Raw genomic sequence first — 13,637 nt, forward strand, 5'->3', positions numbered from 1 at the left:
TTCAGAAAAGCCAGTATAAGCAGATTTAACTAATGGGTAATTTTTGTGTCAGAAACTGGTTAAAAGTCGTATACTATCTAACAATAGCTGCCCCTTAACGTACAGGCAGCTATACAGACTGGTACACTCAAAGGCAACGCCATGGATGCTCAGGAATACTCGCCGCTCTACGTACAAATCAATGAATTGTACATCGACACTGTTGTAATAGATGACACGGAATTTATTACGCTCTGGTGTTTCACTGTGCTCGATGAGGAATATAAATTTATCTACATGGGCTGCGACTTCACCCAGTTCAACCAGATACTGATTGCAGCCGGAGAAAAAGGCAAGGAGATCGCCCTGCACATGGCTGATGTACTCAACAAGCCGTACGACACACCAACCATTATTTCTATCAAAGAAAAGTTTGACGAGTACCTGGAGCTAACCTGCCACGACATCATTGTATATGAGCCTTTGGCCGTGGAAGACGATTTTGAGGAGTTCGAGGATGAGGACGACATGGACATTGAGCAACTCTTTGGAAACCGCCAGAACAAAACACAGCAGAAGTACCTTATTTACCAACTCGACAAACTCTACCCATCTAAAGTATTTGAGCCTAAAAAGGCTTCGCAGGAAGAACTGGTAGATTGCTTTGAAGATGACTCCCTGGAAATGGCTCAGCTGTACTATGATTACCTGAATGCGGTAGAAAATGGCTACACCGAGTATGAGGCACGCCAGGTAGCAGGCCTTGAACGTGAACTCTTCTTCCGGATGGCTCGCAAAGCCTCTGAGATCTGGAAGTAATTTTGCTGCTACTGCCCCTTCACTAAATCAACATTCCCTGCACCTGTTTATTGTATTAACTACTGCTGCTTCACAGAATCTATGTTGGCAACGGAATTAAGCTCCTTCCGAAGGTGCACTAGCATTGCCTGCAGCCAGTCCAGGGTTCTTTTATTTTCAGCTCTTCCCAGAGCTTCTTTGTAACGCTCCAGTTGCACCGTGTGCGTGTTAAGTATAAAATCACGGTAGCGGGTATTGAACTCTTCTCCTTCAAGTAATTTGAATTCTTCCACCAACGCACGATCTGCGCTGCCCAGGCTATCTGGTATTTGTACCTTTTCCTGATTTGCTACCAATGACCGTAGTTGCTGCATAGCTTTGCTATGAAAATCAACTGTTTTTTGGCCCATGGTTTTTATTGAGTCGGAAGTAGCTTTTTCAGCAGCAATTCTGCCTATTTCTGTTTGCAGCATGTTACTACTGGCAGCATAGTCCCAGAAAACAGGATCATCCTGAAGAGCCTTTCCTCCAACAGCTGTCGCCTCTTCTTCGCTAACTACTGAATCAGAGGAAGGTCCATCGCAGGACAGGACGAAAAGAAAAACTAAACCAAAAAGAATTGATATTGCTTTATCTATAAACATTGTAAGGGTGCGTAGTATAAGTCTTTATATAACCTATACTACGCACCTTTCTAATTTAGTTGGCGCGAAAACTAAATTCCTCTGAAAAATACAGGCTTACCTTAACAGCCTACTATCTATTACCTACAGTTAACTAAAAGGTGTAGCTTTTGCGGACGACAGTCAGGTTACTTGTTGATCCCTGCTCTGCGATAACATGGGAAGGCTTTTGTGTTTTTACCAGTTCATCAGGCAAACCGATGCTTTGGTCGTATAAGTATAACTTTAAAGGCGAGTTTGGCTCCAATTGCAACTCCAGCTCTGTTTGCTTTTCCTCAGGTAAGCCATGCAGACGAACAAAATAAACCTTGCCTCCCTCTGCCTCAATAGGCTCCAATTGCAGCTCCTCACCAGCCAGCTTTATGCTTTGCAACGCTTCTGGCGTTTGCGGCTGAAGAGCCAGCTCCATATGGGCGGCATCTCTGGGTGAGGACAGGCGCAAACGAAGCAAGCGTTTATTGCCTGCTACTGAATCTGATAACACTTCCGCTACTGGTGCAGGCACAGCTATGGCTTTAGCATCATTCTTTAGGTATTCCAGTGTAGCATGTGGATAAATATCATTTAATGCCCCTTTGGAGCTTTTTGAGAAGAATTGCTGATTCCAGTCATCAGTAGTTTGATAGTAAGAAGCCCAAAATGCATTATCAGTGTCGGCGTTCAGGTAGTAGCTTACATGGCTGTGCAAGGGTTGTTCTTCGGATGGCATCTCACGTCCTATCGCACTATACAATAGGGTCCCACCACAAATTAACAGCACCAGCGGCAGCAAAGGAAGATTGCGCCAGCTAAAGCTACGCTCTATGATCCAAAGCAATGGCAGTAACAAACTCAGTAGCAGTATAAACAAGGCGACTGACCCAACAGGTAACTGTAACCCAAAAGCAACGAACACTACCTGCACAAGTGGCATTAAAATAAAAATGGCCGGAACAGAGGCCAGTAAAAGCACCAAAGCGAAACGCAGGTTCACTCTCGGCGCATCATAAATCCTTGTTAAGAATAAAGCTAGTACTCCTGCTAGGCTGAACAAAAGGGGGAACATCAAAAGATATGCAGCATTGGGAACTAGCAGGAACAGCACGATCATAAGCACGAACTGCAACACAAAAACTCCCATCAGCAAAGAAAAAAGGCGCAACCAGCGCAGAGCAATCCAGCTAAGCAGCAGAAAAAGGCCCAGCGCCAGCAGCAAATAAGCTATAAAGAAGTAGTCAGCGCTGTACACCCCATTCATACGGTGCGTGAGCGGAAGCATGTCCAGCACCAGGTTGTTTATAGGAATGAACAACGCAACAGTTACCGCTACAATAAAGAGGTAAACAAAGAAGCTGATGATTAGCTGCCGTACATTATAGGTATTTTTTCTCAGACCTATTCGCAATGTAACCACCAGTAAAAGGGAAGTAATTGCTACCCATAAAATGTTTAGCCCCTGCGGATAGTTGATCACCCAACCACCAATAAAGTTAAAGAAAACAGAATCGGGTGCCTTTGTTTGGCTGAGGGAGGTGTTGGCAAAGTGCCGGGTTAGTGCCAGCATGTTACTTCCATGCTGCTGCAGGCTACCCAAGTCAAGATTTTCGGGAGAATCTGTGGCTTTATGATAGTGTACAAATCCATCGATAAACGCAGAGTTCACACCACTATAGCCGGCATCTTTGAATACAGTAAAATCAGTGTCATTGGGCATGCGGCGGTATATTTCATAGGCCAGTGAACTAACAAATGGATAGGGTGCCTTTTTAATGTACTGCTTTGCTACCCAACCGTTTTCCGGGCTTAACTCAAAGGTCATACTTGGGCCCCGGTTACCACGTGCCTCCACATTCAGTACCATCGCAACTTCCTTCGCCCAGGGGTGCTTCATAAAAGCCCTTGCACCGTACAGGCCATACTCTTCGCCGTCTGTTAACAGCACAACCACATCATGATCGGGCTTGGGACCTTGTTTTAATGCCCTTACTGTTTCTAGAATAGCAGCCACGCCCGCGCCATCGTCGCCGGCTCCACGTGCATTAGGTTGCGAGTCATAGTGCGCCATAAGAAGAACGGCTGTGCTATCTTTACCTTCTCCTTCTAGCCTGCCGATTAGGTTATAAACATACCCCACCGTAGCGGCACCATTCTTTCCGTTTACTGCCGTTGTCTTCTGCACCTGCGGATTCAGTCCCAGTTCCTGCATTTCCTGTAACAGGTATCTTCGTAGCCTTGCGTGTTCCGCTGTACCCATTGCATGAGGTTCCTTAGCGATTTGCTCCACATGCCTCATTGCACGCTCAGCAGAGAAGGCTGTTAACGGCGCATTTGCGGGAACTGGCTCTGGAGGCTGAAGCAAATAAATGCTAAGTAATGCCAGGCCTGTAACAGCCAAAAACAAAAAAGCAGCAATAGGAATGCTTCGGTACTGCATAAACCGGTGATTTAGGAGGTTTGTATATCTAGCCTAATGTATAAATAAATTCGATCTAATGTTTTATACATCATCCGTAAAAACAGAAGGGGCAGCACCTTTGCCTGGTGTTGCCCCTTCTGTGGCTCATTATTTTCAGGCTTATACAACCTCTTCTTTCTCAGGTTCCAGCACCTCGTTTTGGCGCAGGTGCACAGGAGTAGTTTTTTTGCGTAGCCGCAGATTCAACATCTCTACCATCAGCGAGAAGAACATGGCAAAGTAGATGTACCCTTTTGGTATATGCTGGTGCAGTGCTTCCACAACCAGCATAAAGCCGATTAGAATCAGGAAGGAGAGTGCCAGCATTTTAACGGTTGGGTGTTCGTTCACAAAGTCACTTACATACTTGGCAAACGCAATCATGATACCCATTGCCAGAATAACAGCGATGATCATTACAAGTACTTCCTGCGCAAGACCTACAGCAGTCAGGATGGAGTCAAAAGAGAAAACAATATCAATGAGTACAATCTGAACCAGGATTTTACCCATGGTAGCATGCACTTTTGTATTTCCATGACCTTCTTCCTCTCCTTCTAACTTGTTATGTATTTCGGTAGTACTCTTGGCCAACAGGAACAGGCCTCCAACAAAAAGAATAATATCACGCCACGAAACAGCAAATTCGTTTTCCGTAAAAGGCAGATTTATACTAAACAGCGGCGCACTTGCCCCTATAATCCAGGAGATAAACAATAACAGGATCACACGGAAGATCAGTGCCAGGGCTAAGCCGATATTACGGCCTTTTGCCTGCTGATCCTGAGGCAGTCTGCCAACCACAATAGAAATAAACACGATATTGTCTATTCCCAGCACTACCTCCATAAAAGTAAGTGTCAGTAAGCTTATCCATGTATCCGGATTAGCGAAAATTTCCATAGTCTATTTTATAAAACAGTTATAAGTAATTATTAAAAATTATTTGTCCCTTCAGTACATATTAATTTTCTCGGTTGCCTGGTTCTTTACCAGTCATGAGTAAGCCTGGCAGGGACACTCAACTTAAGCTATCATGAACAACAGGGGCCAGATTAAACCATCAACCTGATCAATATTTATTAAGACAGCAATAAGCAACAAAATTTAGCTTTTCATGTTCACGTACTGCAGTGGCATACCTATCTCTTCGCTGTTGCTGCGCATTAAGGCCATTACCTCCTGTAGGTCGTCTATTTTTTTGCCGGTTACCCGAATGGTCTCATCCATCATCGCCGCAGACACCTTCATCTTGCTGTCTTTGATGATTTTCATGATCTTTTTGGATGTCTCCTTGTCAATACCCGCCTTCACTTTAATGTCTTTCTTTACCATTGCACCTGACTGGTAGTGGTCCTTTGAGAAATCAAGAGCTGTCGCATCCAGCCCCTGTTTCACCATTTTACCGATCAGCACATCCTCCGTATGCTGCAGGCGCATTTCATTCTCCATACTTATGTGCACTTCGCTTGCCTTCTTGTCATACTCCAAGGTGCCTTTGGTGTCGCGGAAATCGTAACGGTTCATGATCTCTTTGCGCGCAACATTCACTGCATTATCCATGATCTGTGGATCAACTTTACTTACAATATCAAAAGATGCCATAGTGGTTCTAAGCTTTATACTTTAAAAATTGATTTTACCTATCTTGACACAACAAAGTTATCCTTTTGCTAATAAGAAGCTATATAGTTAAATGCATATAATTGAACCAAACACTCCAGCTCAATTTGAAAAATATTTCCGCCTTCGCTTTGATACACTACGTCAGCCCTGGGGAGAACCTGAAGGCAGCGAGCGAGCGGAAGATGATGCCACTGCCACACATGCCATGCTACTAAATGATGCAGGTGAAGCTATAGGAGTCTGCCGCATGCACCTGACTACACCACAGGAAGCACAAATCCGCTTTATGGGCATCCGAAATGACATGCAGGGCCAGAAGTTGGGCGACCAGTTAATTGAGTACATGGAGAAGCGGGCCAGGGAGATGGGTGCAACCAGAATGATGCTGCACGCACGCGAGAATGCTGTAAACTTTTACCGCCGCAACGGGTATGAAGTAGAGGAAGAATCATACCTGCTGTTTGGCACCATCCAACACTATAAAATGGCCAGGCAGCTTTGAAGCTGTTTGGAAAATGAAGAAGAATACTAAAATACTTATTAGTGCCGGTGCTTTGGTTTTGGGTGCCTGGCTTATCAGTAGCTGCAGCAAAAACAATATGCCACTGGAAACGGTACCTGGTGTTGACCTGAATAAGTATGAGGGCCGCTGGTACGAAATTGCTGCACTGCCCCAGCGTTATGAAAAGGGCTGCCACTGTGTTTATGCTGAGTATACTCAAAATCCTGAAGGGTATGTAGAGGTATTTAACTACTGCCGTAAAGGCGGACCAGAAGGCAAAGAGGAAAGTGTTAAGGGTAAAGCATTTCCCGTTGAAGGCAGCAACAACAGTAAGCTAAAGGTACAGTTCTTCTGGCCCTTCAGAGGCGACTACTGGATCCTGGAACTGGACCCCGATTACCAGCACGTTCTTGTTGGCTCACCGGACCGCGAAAGCCTCTGGATTCTCTCCCGCACGCCTACGCTGGATGATGCCGTTTATAACCTGATGGTACAGCAGGCAAAGAGCAAGGGGTTCCCTGTAGAGCAATTAGAGAAAATGGACCAGAGCTGCTATAAATAATCTATAAATGTAAACTACAGGAGCACTATTCTTAGAAACAAGACAGAATGTAATTTTCATTTGCCCTCTGATCAGGTAGTACTACCTTAACCTGCTTCACAACAATAACTTGGAGTGCATTCATTAATAGGAAAAAGTTTTTATGTCGCAACTTTCCCCACTTTTAAAGGCTACATCAGTTTAATAAGGGCGTATAGTAGTATAAATCAAAGTAGACAAGTTAATGAAAAAGCTCCTCACCCTTTACCTGCTGCTGACTTGCATACTCACTGACATAGCTTTTGCTCAAAATCCCTCTGTAGAAAACGGACATATAAAGCGGCTGGTAAACTTCCCCTCTAAGTTTGTTGCACCACGCAACGTGGATGTCTGGCTCCCATCAAGCTACGACCCTAGTAAAAAATATGCAGTGCTTTATATGCACGATGGGCAGATGCTGTTCGATTCCACCCTTACCTGGAACAAGCAGGAATGGGGTATAGATGAGGTAGTCGGCAAGTTAATTCTTGAAAATAAAATTGAAGACTGTATTGTAGTAGGTATCTGGAACTCGGGCAGCAGCAGACATTCTGATTATTTCCCCCAAAAGCCCTTTGAGGCACTTCCGACGGCGTACAGAGAAAACTTAGCCAAGCTGCCCAGCACTGTTAAAGAAATAGCTTTATTTGCCTCTGGGGTGCAATCTGATGATTACCTGAAGTTCCTGGTAAAGGAGCTTAAACCCTACATCGACAGCAACTTCTCAACCAGGCCGGAAAGGGAAAATACCTTTATAGCCGGCTCCAGCATGGGCGGCCTAATCTCGTGGTATGCCATGTGCGAATATCCTGAGACTTTTGGAGGGGCGGCTTGTTTATCCACACATTGGGTGGGTATATTTTCAACTCAGAATAACCCCATACCTGTCGCTTTCATGACTTATTTGAAGAAGAACCTTCCGTCGCCTGTTACCCACAAGCTGTACTTTGATTATGGAACCGAAACGCTCGATGCCCTCTATGAACCTTATCAGAAACAGGTAGATGAGATTATGAAAGAGAAAGGCTACACTTCCAGTAGCTGGGTAACTAAAAAGTTTGTAGGGGAAGATCACTCAGAAAGAGCATGGAGAAAAAGATTGGCTATCCCCGTCACTTTTTTACTTGGCCAAAATAAATAGCAATAGTAGAACCTATGCAAGTTATTTGTAAATTTAACCACACAACACACTGTGTTTGAACTCTAAGGGTATTAGCACGTAATAACTATTCCTTCTTTCAAATGCACTATAGCTGATTAACACATATTTACTTATTGTTTACCCTTTACACTTCATGATGAAAACATCCCGTTTTTTACTGGCTGCCGCTATTTTAGGCTTCGTAGCCTGCTCTGAAAAAGAGCCAGGAGCTACTACCACAGCCCCTCTAAATCTACCCGCCGCACAGCCTGCAGGCAACACTGCTCAAGCCGCAGCAGGAGCGCTTAACCCGGAACACGGACAGCCAAACCACCGTTGCGATATACCTGTTGGTGCACCGTTAAGTACTCCTGCTCAGCCAAACCTGAATGTGCCGCAAAGCTTTACGCCTCCACCAATGCAATCATCTCAGGCGGTAGCTGCATCGGGCATTAATCCTCCTCACGGACAACCAGGACATGACTGCTCTGTTGCAGTTGGTGCACCATTGAATAAATAGGCTACCGTCGTTCACAAACCAATCTTTACGGGCATACGCATCAGTAGATTTTTTCTGATGCGTATGCCCGTAATGCTTTCAAGCCTGCAGTACCCTTCTAAATCAACCTCTTAACTCCTTGCTTATATTTCCCCTTGCCCTTGTATTATTTCATTATTTAACATTGAAATAATACAGCATTTGCTACCTTTGCGGCCTGAAACGCAAATAACCACTACCAAAATAAAACTATGAAGTTAAATTACTACCTCATGCACCTGCTTGGGCTGGTGCTGCTGTGCCTCCCTTTTGTTTCTACAGGGCAGGAACTGACTCAAACTATCCGCGGCCGGATCATTGATAAAGAGTCGCAGGAGCCACTGATTGGCGCTACCGTTGCCATTGTTACGACCAATCCTGCCATAGGGGCCTCTACTGATGCAACCGGGGCTTTTCGCTTAGATAAGGTGCCTGTAGGACGACATACCTTGCGTGTAAGCTACGTTGGCTACGAAGAGCAGGTGCTACCTGAACTTTTATTAGGATCAGGCAAGGAATTAGTACTCAGTATTGGCCTGAGTGAATCTTTCAGCAAGTTACAGGAAGTTGTAATTAGTGCTGAGGAGCAAAGCAAGGGGAATCCGCTGAACGAGATGGCTATGATCAGCTCCCGTTCTATAGCAGTGGAGGAGACCAAGCGCTATGCCGCGAGTATAAATGATCCTGCCCGGGCTGCCCAGAACTTTGCCGGTGTTGGCACTTCAGATGATCAGAGCAACGAGATTGTAGTACGCGGGAACTCTCCAAGAGGAGTATTGTGGCGTATTGAAGGTATAGAAGTACCTAACCCAAGCCACTTCGCGGAAGAAGGTGCAGCGGGTGGTGCCATCAGCATACTAAGTGTAAACATGCTCGAAAATTCCGATTTTTACACTGGTGCTTTTCCCGCTGAGTATGGTAACGCTCTCTCCGGAATCTTTGATATCCGGTTGCGCAATGGCAACAACGAAAAACGTGAATATGCTTTCCAGGCAGGTTTGCTTGGAGTGGATTTTGCCGCTGAGGGACCTCTTAAACCAGGCTCAAAGGGATCTTACCTGGCCAACTACCGCTATTCTACTTTAGCAATCCTTAATAAGATAGGAATAAAAATAACGGGTGATGCCTCCCCTGTTTTCCAGGATTTCTCTTACAAAGTGTTTCTGCCAACCGAGAAAGCAGGCACCTTTTCTTTCTGGGGTATTGGAGGCCTGAGTGAGCAGGACATGAAAGCCTCCCGAAACGTAGAAGAATGGGAAAGCTACTGGGACCGTTTTGACCAGAGCTTCAAAGGAAACATGGGAGCAGCGGGGATATCGCACATGCTCTTCCTGGACAAGGACGATTACCTCGAAACTTCTGTAGCCATATCAGCGAACAGCAATAAGATTGCTGTGGATTCTTTAGCGACAGACTTTAGCTCCACGCCCTTTTATCATCAGCGCTTCCTTTACAATACTGCCCGTTTTTCTACCTTGTACAACCGTAAAGTCAACAATCGCCACACTTTCAGAACTGGCCTGATCCTGAGCCGATTGGGTTTTGACGCTTTTGCAGAGGGACCAAATGAAGACGACCAGCAGGAACGCCTGGTAGAACAGACAGGAAATACTTATTTATCACAAGGGTACGCCCAATGGAAGTATCGCCTGACAGAGGAACTCACCCTGAACACTGGTATACACGCCCTTTACCTTGGCTTGAATGGGAATACAAGCCTTGAGCCCCGCCTTGGCCTGAAATGGCAGGTAAATGCTGCACGCTCTTTTAGTGCAGGCTTTGGATTGCACAGCAGACATGAAGCTATGTCTACTTATTTTGCGCAGCAGCGTCTGCAGGGAGATACGTACACGCAGCCAAATAAGAACCTTGGCTTCACCCGTGCAGCACACTATGTTCTTGGCTATGACCAAATGCTGCGTGAAGACCTGCGCCTGAAGGTAGAAACGTACTACCAGCACCTGTACAAAGTACCAGTTGGGGCTGAACCGGGCAATTCATTATCAACTCTTAATTATGAAGACGGATTTATTACCGACAGCTTAGTAAATACTGGCACCGGCCGTAACTATGGCCTGGAGATGACGCTGGAGAAGTTTTTTACCAACAACTATTATTTCCTTGTTACATCCTCTCTATATGACTCCAGGTATACAGGTGCAGATGGGATAGAGCGTGACACGCGTTTCAATGGCAACTATATTGTCAACTTATTGGCAGGCAAGGAATTCAAGGTAGGAAAGAACAGGCAAAACCTGATAGGCACAAGCTTTAAAATACTTTCTTCGGGCGGCAATCGTTTTACTCCTATCAATCTGGAGAAATCAAGGGAAACCGGCCGGGAGCAACTACAGGAGGATCAGCGATATGCCATTCAGGCCGACAATTATTTCCGATCTGATATAAAGGTAAGTTACCGAAAGAACAAGCCTAAAGCTTCTTATATCGTTTCGCTGGACATCCAGAACATCACAAACCGCCTTAACATCCGTGGAATTCACTATGACCGTACAAAAGAAGAAGTTGTGACAATCTATCAAAACGGACTTATTCCAGTGCTTAACTATAGAATTGAGTTTTAACTATCTCTTTCTCACGCAAAACGGCAGAGCTTCGGTTCTGCCGTTTTGCTTTTTCTAAATTCATAGCTTATACTGCTTGAATTCCGTTACAGAGAAATAATACCTTACCCACATGAAGAGTTTAAATCTGTATCTGCTTACAATAACCGCTGCTTTTGTACTTTCCTGCGGGACTGAGTCTGGTAAGGAAGAGGCTGCCTCTGAAGAAGTAGCAGCAGAGGAGGTCTTGCCTTCTGAACCTGAAAACCCTGTAGATGCTATTAGTTACCAACAAGAGTTAAAAGCTGGCGGTATGCAATTCGACGTTAGCACAACGGGCCTTGGCTCTATGCGCACCCTTACAGTGCTGGTAGCACGCGAAGACCAGCAGCCTACCCGTATCGATGAACCAATAGAAGGCACGGTAATGAACACAACGGTAACTGACCTGAACCAGAACAAGAAGCCGGAGCTGCTGGTTTTTGTAAATAGCGGCGGTACCGGCAGCTATGGCACTGTGTACGGTTATGAGTTTGAACGGGAGTATTGGGGACAGCTAAAGATGCCAGAGCTAAGTCCGGAGCTGCAAAAAGACTATATGGGCCACGATAAATATGAGGTGGTAAATAACCGCCTCATCCGCACTTTTCCCATTTACCTCGATACAGACCCTAACTGTTGCCCTACCGGGGGCCAGCATACCATTGTGTATAAGTTAGATGATGCGCTAAACCTGCAAGTAGAGAAGGTGGATTAATTTTTCCTGAATCCGTACATAAAACTATCCCTTTCACACTTAGCACCTACCCCATGTCAGACGAAGAATTAGAGCAACTGCGTTATCCTATTGGTAAATTTAATGCCTCGCAGCCGATTACCCAGGAAGCTGTGGAACAGTTCATACTCTCTATCGGGCAGCTTCCGGAAAAACTCCAACAAATGGTAGCCAAGTTAACCCCTGAGCAGTTTAATACACCTTACCGTCCCGATGGCTGGACAGTCCGGCAGGTAGTTCATCACCTGCCAGACAGCCACCTGAATGGCTATGCCAGGCACAAATTAGCGCTCACAGAGGAGGTGCCTACCATTAAAACCTATAACGAAGGAGAATGGGCTGAGCTATTAGACAGCACGCAGGGAGACCCAGGAATTTCGATTTCTTTGCTGGCGGCACTGCACCTGCGTTGGGTGCTACTCCTAAAAACTCTGACTCCTGAACAACTGGACCGTAAACTAAATCACCCATTATCCGGGGAGTGCAGCATCCGGCAAAGCATTGGTATTTATGCATGGCACGGAGAGCACCACCTGGCCCAGATACAGGCACTGATTAATCGTAAGAACTGGAAAGCGGCAGAGCAGGAAACATAGCGATAGGTTTCAAAGCTTTGACTACTTCACCTTCTCACCTGGAATACTGTTGCCATTCTGCTGCAGTACAAGGGAAGTAACTTTGCCATTTTCTTTCTTGAACTCCAGCTCCGCATCTACAACCTTCATAAAAAAGCTGGTCTCTGATGCTGGATATATGGCTACTGCTGGCTGGTTTGTTGCCTGCGCCTTCAGTTGCCCATCCTGCAGCGAAATGGTAATGTTAAAGTTTGGGGCCAACTGGTAGACACCTGTATACTGTTTCAGAATACTATCAGGCAAATTAACAGTTTTACGGATTGACGGAAACTCAGGAGCAAAACCAAGGGCATACGCTGCAATCTGGTCTACATCATAAACTGAGTTGGCTAAGATCACTACTGCTCTATCTTTTCCGGGTATAAAGCCGGTAAAGGACCTGAAGCCACCTGTGCCACCATTATGCCAGTACAGCGTATCCCCGTCTTTTACTTGTATCTGCCAACCTAAAGTCAATCCACCTTGCAGCCCTTTATCGTTGCTCATAATCTTTTGCACACGCAGCACCTGCTTCGCGTGTGGTTTTAGCTTTGATCTGCCAGTACCCATATAGGCTAATGTATACTGCATCAGGTCTTTTGCACTCATATCCAGGGCACCTGCCGGAGCAACCGCTTTAAAGCTCCAATCCTTTACAGGTTTGCCGTCCAGATAACCCTGTGCTCTTGTATAGGAGGGATTTGCCCCTTCTAACAGGGCACTTTTCAGCTGCAACGGCTTTAAAATTCGCTCCCGCACCATTTCCTGATAGGTTTTGCCGGTTGCATTTTCCAGCACCTGCCCCAGCAATGCCACTCCTGTGTTGGAGTAATTTATTTTCTCACCGGGTACTGTTTGAATTGGCACCTGCTGCAGATAGGCATAAAGGTCTTTTTTTGTATAATCGGCGTAAGGATCATAATTGTCCTTTGGCTGAAGATTAGAAGGCACTTTAGGTAGGCCGGCAGTGTGGGAAGCCAAATGCCGCAGTGTTACCTTCTTCCCATCTTTTTCAAGGACCTTTAGTGAGTCCGGCAAGTATTTATTAACAGAATCATCCCAATTAATCTTCCCTTCGCTTATGAGCATTTGCGCCAACAGCGTTGTAAATGTTTTGGTGATTGAGCCTATTTCGAAGATAGTGTTTTCAGTTAAGGGGACTTGTTTCCCCTTATCAGCTACACCATAGGTATAAAATTGTATCTTCCCATTTTCATAAACACCCAATACCACTCCCGGAACCTGGTTCTCCTGCACCAATTCCTGTAAATAAGACTTTACTGAATCCTGGCGGCTACTGGTATTTTGCTGTGCCTGGACATGAAGTGCGGGCAGGAGCAGAAAGAGAAGCAGTTGTACCTTTTTCATAGTAGTTAAAAGTTATTTTAGGTTTCTTACTTTAGGCA

General features: G+C 45.4%; 13 protein-coding genes. 8 read left to right on the forward strand and 5 right to left on the reverse strand.

Translation table 11 applies throughout. The features are described 5' to 3' along the window. The first annotated feature begins 141 nt into the window (after positions 1-141). The gene (locus ACFSRY_RS03965; RefSeq protein WP_377503467.1) at positions 142-798 is read left to right on the forward strand and encodes a hypothetical protein; all 657 of its coding nucleotides are present in this window, start codon (positions 142-144) and stop codon (positions 796-798) included. 59 nt (positions 799-857) lie between these two features. Here the strand turns inward: ACFSRY_RS03965 and ACFSRY_RS03970 are convergent, their stop codons facing one another. The 4 genes from ACFSRY_RS03970 to ACFSRY_RS03985 all read right to left on the reverse strand — a co-directional run bounded on the left by ACFSRY_RS03970 (position 858) and on the right by ACFSRY_RS03985 (position 5,499). Then, complete coding sequence (locus tag ACFSRY_RS03970; RefSeq protein WP_377503468.1) at positions 858-1,421, reverse strand: DUF4142 domain-containing protein; 564 nt, start codon at positions 1,419-1,421, stop codon at positions 858-860. Between the two features lie 133 nt (positions 1,422-1,554). After that, positions 1,555-3,873, reverse strand: a complete 2,319-nt coding sequence (locus ACFSRY_RS03975; RefSeq protein WP_377503469.1) for a M20/M25/M40 family metallo-hydrolase — start codon at positions 3,871-3,873, stop codon at positions 1,555-1,557. Between the two features lie 141 nt (positions 3,874-4,014). After that, positions 4,015-4,797, reverse strand: coding sequence for a TerC family protein (locus ACFSRY_RS03980; protein ID WP_377503470.1), 783 nt, complete (start codon positions 4,795-4,797; stop codon positions 4,015-4,017). A gap of 204 nt (positions 4,798-5,001) precedes the next feature. After that, positions 5,002-5,499, reverse strand: a complete 498-nt coding sequence (locus tag ACFSRY_RS03985) for a YajQ family cyclic di-GMP-binding protein (protein WP_377503471.1) — start codon at positions 5,497-5,499, stop codon at positions 5,002-5,004. A 91-nt stretch (positions 5,500-5,590) separates the two neighbouring features. Between ACFSRY_RS03985 and ACFSRY_RS03990 the strand changes: the two genes are divergently transcribed. The 7 genes from ACFSRY_RS03990 (at position 5,591) to ACFSRY_RS04020 (ending at position 12,213) form a co-directional block, all read left to right on the forward strand. Next, entirely contained in the window at positions 5,591-6,022 is a 432-nt protein-coding gene (locus tag ACFSRY_RS03990) for a GNAT family N-acetyltransferase (protein ID WP_377503472.1), read from the forward strand. Between the two features lie 13 nt (positions 6,023-6,035). Beyond that, positions 6,036-6,584, forward strand: a complete 549-nt coding sequence (locus tag ACFSRY_RS03995; protein ID WP_377503473.1) for a lipocalin family protein — start codon at positions 6,036-6,038, stop codon at positions 6,582-6,584. A gap of 223 nt (positions 6,585-6,807) precedes the next feature. Further along, positions 6,808-7,743: an alpha/beta hydrolase gene (locus tag ACFSRY_RS04000; protein ID WP_377503474.1), complete on the forward strand. Its 936-nt coding sequence runs from the start codon at positions 6,808-6,810 to the stop codon at positions 7,741-7,743. Between the two features lie 154 nt (positions 7,744-7,897). Next, positions 7,898-8,263, forward strand: coding sequence for a hypothetical protein (locus tag ACFSRY_RS04005; RefSeq protein ID WP_377503475.1), 366 nt, complete (start codon positions 7,898-7,900; stop codon positions 8,261-8,263). 230 nt (positions 8,264-8,493) lie between these two features. Further along, positions 8,494-10,863: a TonB-dependent receptor gene (locus ACFSRY_RS04010; RefSeq protein ID WP_377503476.1), complete on the forward strand. Its 2,370-nt coding sequence runs from the start codon at positions 8,494-8,496 to the stop codon at positions 10,861-10,863. A gap of 112 nt (positions 10,864-10,975) precedes the next feature. After that, the gene (locus ACFSRY_RS04015) at positions 10,976-11,599 is read left to right on the forward strand and encodes a hypothetical protein (protein WP_377503477.1); all 624 of its coding nucleotides are present in this window, start codon (positions 10,976-10,978) and stop codon (positions 11,597-11,599) included. A gap of 53 nt (positions 11,600-11,652) precedes the next feature. Then, the gene (locus tag ACFSRY_RS04020; protein ID WP_377503478.1) at positions 11,653-12,213 is read left to right on the forward strand and encodes a YfiT family bacillithiol transferase; all 561 of its coding nucleotides are present in this window, start codon (positions 11,653-11,655) and stop codon (positions 12,211-12,213) included. Between the two features lie 21 nt (positions 12,214-12,234). Here the strand turns inward: ACFSRY_RS04020 and ACFSRY_RS04025 are convergent, their stop codons facing one another. Then, on the reverse strand, positions 12,235-13,599 hold the full coding sequence (locus ACFSRY_RS04025; protein WP_377503479.1) for a serine hydrolase: 1,365 nt from the start codon (positions 13,597-13,599) through the stop codon (positions 12,235-12,237). Positions 13,600-13,637: the final 38 nt, after the last annotated feature.

The organism is Pontibacter locisalis, from assembly GCF_042684605.1.
Taxonomy (GTDB): domain Bacteria; phylum Bacteroidota; class Bacteroidia; order Cytophagales; family Hymenobacteraceae; genus Pontibacter; species Pontibacter locisalis.

Coding starts and splice junctions, on each gene's coding strand:
- ACFSRY_RS04010 (WP_377503476.1), top strand. CDS start 8,494: ATGAAGTTAAATTACTACCTCATGCACCTGCTTGGGCTGGTGCTGCTG.
- ACFSRY_RS04000 (WP_377503474.1), top strand. CDS start 6,808: ATGAAAAAGCTCCTCACCCTTTACCTGCTGCTGACTTGCATACTCACT.
- ACFSRY_RS03985 (WP_377503471.1), bottom strand. CDS start 5,499: ATGGCATCTTTTGATATTGTAAGTAAAGTTGATCCACAGATCATGGAT.
- ACFSRY_RS03990 (WP_377503472.1), top strand. CDS start 5,591: ATGCATATAATTGAACCAAACACTCCAGCTCAATTTGAAAAATATTTC.
- ACFSRY_RS03970 (WP_377503468.1), bottom strand. CDS start 1,421: ATGTTTATAGATAAAGCAATATCAATTCTTTTTGGTTTAGTTTTTCTT.
- ACFSRY_RS04025 (WP_377503479.1), bottom strand. CDS start 13,599: ATGAAAAAGGTACAACTGCTTCTCTTTCTGCTCCTGCCCGCACTTCAT.
- ACFSRY_RS04005 (WP_377503475.1), top strand. CDS start 7,898: ATGATGAAAACATCCCGTTTTTTACTGGCTGCCGCTATTTTAGGCTTC.
- ACFSRY_RS03975 (WP_377503469.1), bottom strand. CDS start 3,873: ATGCAGTACCGAAGCATTCCTATTGCTGCTTTTTTGTTTTTGGCTGTT.
- ACFSRY_RS04015 (WP_377503477.1), top strand. CDS start 10,976: ATGAAGAGTTTAAATCTGTATCTGCTTACAATAACCGCTGCTTTTGTA.
- ACFSRY_RS04020 (WP_377503478.1), top strand. CDS start 11,653: ATGTCAGACGAAGAATTAGAGCAACTGCGTTATCCTATTGGTAAATTT.
- ACFSRY_RS03980 (WP_377503470.1), bottom strand. CDS start 4,797: ATGGAAATTTTCGCTAATCCGGATACATGGATAAGCTTACTGACACTT.
- ACFSRY_RS03995 (WP_377503473.1), top strand. CDS start 6,036: ATGAAGAAGAATACTAAAATACTTATTAGTGCCGGTGCTTTGGTTTTG.
- ACFSRY_RS03965 (WP_377503467.1), top strand. CDS start 142: ATGGATGCTCAGGAATACTCGCCGCTCTACGTACAAATCAATGAATTG.